The 2515-nt window shown below is 35.9% G+C and carries 4 protein-coding genes; all 4 read right to left on the reverse strand.

The features are described 5' to 3' along the window. Window positions 1-433 precede the first annotated feature (433 nt). Window positions 434-1087: a replication protein gene (locus AKK44_RS00285; RefSeq protein ID WP_054278016.1), complete on the reverse strand. Its 654-nt coding sequence runs from the start codon at window positions 1085-1087 to the stop codon at window positions 434-436. 58 nt (window positions 1088-1145) lie between these two features. Next, complete coding sequence (locus AKK44_RS00290; protein ID WP_054278017.1) at window positions 1146-1310, reverse strand: hypothetical protein; 165 nt, start codon at window positions 1308-1310, stop codon at window positions 1146-1148. A gap of 322 nt (window positions 1311-1632) precedes the next feature. Further along, complete coding sequence (locus AKK44_RS00295) at window positions 1633-1872, reverse strand: type II toxin-antitoxin system RelE/ParE family toxin (protein WP_236686632.1); 240 nt, start codon at window positions 1870-1872, stop codon at window positions 1633-1635. Window positions 1873-1949: 77 nt separating this feature from the next. Beyond that, the gene (locus AKK44_RS00300) at window positions 1950-2198 is read right to left on the reverse strand and encodes a prevent-host-death protein (RefSeq protein ID WP_054278019.1); all 249 of its coding nucleotides are present in this window, start codon (window positions 2196-2198) and stop codon (window positions 1950-1952) included. Window positions 2199-2515 lie beyond the last annotated feature (317 nt).

Here is a 2515-nt window from a genome sequence, read left to right on the forward strand (position 1 = left end):
TACAATCTGCTTCAGGCAAGCAACGGATTTGTACACACAAATCACCTAAACGGCTTATTAGGATGCCTAAAACCTTATTCAGATGATGTCATCTGAATTTGTCGCTACGCTCGACTGAACTATTGCCATTTTATTTTTTCAGGTGGAATGATTTCCGACTAAAAAATAAAATCATACGAACGCTAGTGAGTAAAAAAAATCGAATGCAATGACATCAAAAAAAGACCAGTATTTTTAAAAATGCTGGTCTTTTTTTATTACGGTTTTAGGAGAATCCTAACAAGACAAAAACAACGTTTTTGGGATTTGTGTGTACAAATCCGTTGCTTGCCTGAATTTAACCTCCAAATACAATTTTAAGTCTATCATAGTTTGCTGGTCGCTCTCGATAGAGCGAATTTTTTGCGAATGAGCACAAACCTATGAATATTGATTACTTAATCTCTCCAGTTTCGTAATCAATATTCTGTCCGCCATACTTACGTTCTTGATAGACCGCATCAAAATACAATCTAATCAAACCAGTATGCGAACGAATAACCTCGTTAATAATTTTCATGCTATCAATACCGTATTCATTGCCACGTTGACCAACAAATCTTTTCAGCTCTCGAACATTAGCAAGACCTTGCTCATCAATCATGTTGCAAACAACATCAAGAATATAATCTTTTTCTTCCACGTCGAGCGTAACGTATCTTGAAATATCAAAATTGCTTAACAACTGAATATCGCTTTTTGGATATACGTGTTTTTTCTTAGCAACTGCGTCTTTTGACTCATGAGTAAGATACAGATACATGTTTTCCATGCTCTTTCTCACTATCTGAACAATAGACAAACTCTTATCCCCTAGTGTACGCTTAATTCTTAACCGTACACTTTCAGCAGTTACTGGATTTTTAGCAACATAGATAACATGATAATGTGGCTTTTTAAAACCACCGTTTTTCTTATCTACATCCTTATCATGAAGTGGACTTATTGCCATAGGAATATCAAGTAATTCAAGCTTTATTTCCCAATCATCAGGGATACTTTCAGGATATAGCAAGAAGGTGAAGTATCTTGCTTTTTCTTTTGCCATATTATATAATTACCTTACAGAAAATAATTACATGAGCCATTACCAGTGGCTCTCTTTTTTATTTTCCAAGTCCTTTCTTGCTTTCGATAACATCACTCATATGATTTCTTAAATCGTAAGTAACTATTTTCCCCTCGCTCATTAATGCTTTTTTATAATCAGCATAAAGTTGCTTAGGAACTCTTACAGAAATACTAGTCATTTCATTCTTTTTTTGTTCCATGTTTTCGCTCCTTATTTTTATTAAAAAAAGTATAGCATACAAGTATTGTTTTGTAAAGCTATATACTTATAGAAATTCTTAAAAATGTACAAAAAGCAACAAAAATCGCCCAAAATCGTCAAAAATGTTGGCGATTTGTTGACTTTTGTTGACCTCGTCTAAACCCTTGAGGCTCTAAGCTTTAAAGGTGTTTTTTTTTGATGTTGGCACTCGGCACTTAAAAGGGGGGTCGTAGTAGCCCCCCAGATTTTGGATTTTTCTAACGAAAAATCCCCCTCAAATTTTCCCACGTTTGTAAAAAAAGACCTCCAAAGGTCTTTTTTTACAAATACTTCAAAATCGTATTCATCCAATTGGACTTTGCTGGCAAAAGTCTAAGAACTTTCACAACATCACCCTCAATTTCGTAAAACAAAATATAATCGTCAATTACACTATATTTCACATTCGTTTCTTCCTCTACCCTCGCTGACAAGTTTGCTCCTGTTTTTGGAGAATCAGCTAGTTTTCGCACAACATCAACCACACTTTGTTTGAATTTTACTATGTTTTCAGGATACATACCCAAACCCTCCTTGTAAAAAACAGCGTCTTCAATATCTCGGACTGTTTCGCTAGAGGTAATCACATTATAAAGCATCATTCCACCCCTAGACGTTCCGCCAACTCATTAGGGGTATAGGTCTTTTCGTTTGCCAAAGAGCGGTATCCTTTTTGCAATTCCTTAAATAACCTAAGAGTCGCTTTAGTTTTCCGCCACTCCTCAATATCGACAACGGCATATTCCGCTTTTCCATTACGTGTCAAAATAACTTGAGAGCCTACAGAAACATCACTTAAGGTTTGATTATAATAACGCATATCAGACACAGGAACTATACTTTCCATACCAACACCTCACTTACTTAATATTTTACTTAAGTCTATCACCTGCTCATAGCTTTTTCAAGTCCGCTTTCTTTATTCCAATTTCCTTTAGTCAGCAAGTAACCTTTCGCTATTTTTTGACTACGTATCCAGTCGCTCGTCTTTCAGTCTTACGACTAGACACGTTTAGTCTAAATCGCTTCAGCTTACTGCCTAAAGTTTTCTCGGCATAAATCGCTTAGCAAGTGTCCCTAAAACCTCTCAGAAGGCTCATATTTGCGTTTTAAGGCATTTTACAATCTGCTTCAGGCAAAGTGTCCCTAAAACCTCTCAGAAGG

Source organism: Streptococcus phocae, assembly GCF_001302265.1.
Lineage (GTDB): Bacteria > Bacillota > Bacilli > Lactobacillales > Streptococcaceae > Streptococcus > Streptococcus phocae.

Bases quoted from the DNA above. Each gene is read 5' to 3' on its own strand.
- AKK44_RS00300 (WP_054278019.1), bottom strand. From the start codon at position 2,198: ATGGAAAGTATAGTTCCTGTGTCTGATATGCGTTATTATAATCAAACC.
- AKK44_RS00285 (WP_054278016.1), bottom strand. From the start codon at position 1,087: ATGGCAAAAGAAAAAGCAAGATACTTCACCTTCTTGCTATATCCTGAA.
- AKK44_RS00295 (WP_236686632.1), bottom strand. From the start codon at position 1,872: ATGTATCCTGAAAACATAGTAAAATTCAAACAAAGTGTGGTTGATGTT.
- AKK44_RS00290 (WP_054278017.1), bottom strand. From the start codon at position 1,310: ATGGAACAAAAAAAGAATGAAATGACTAGTATTTCTGTAAGAGTTCCT.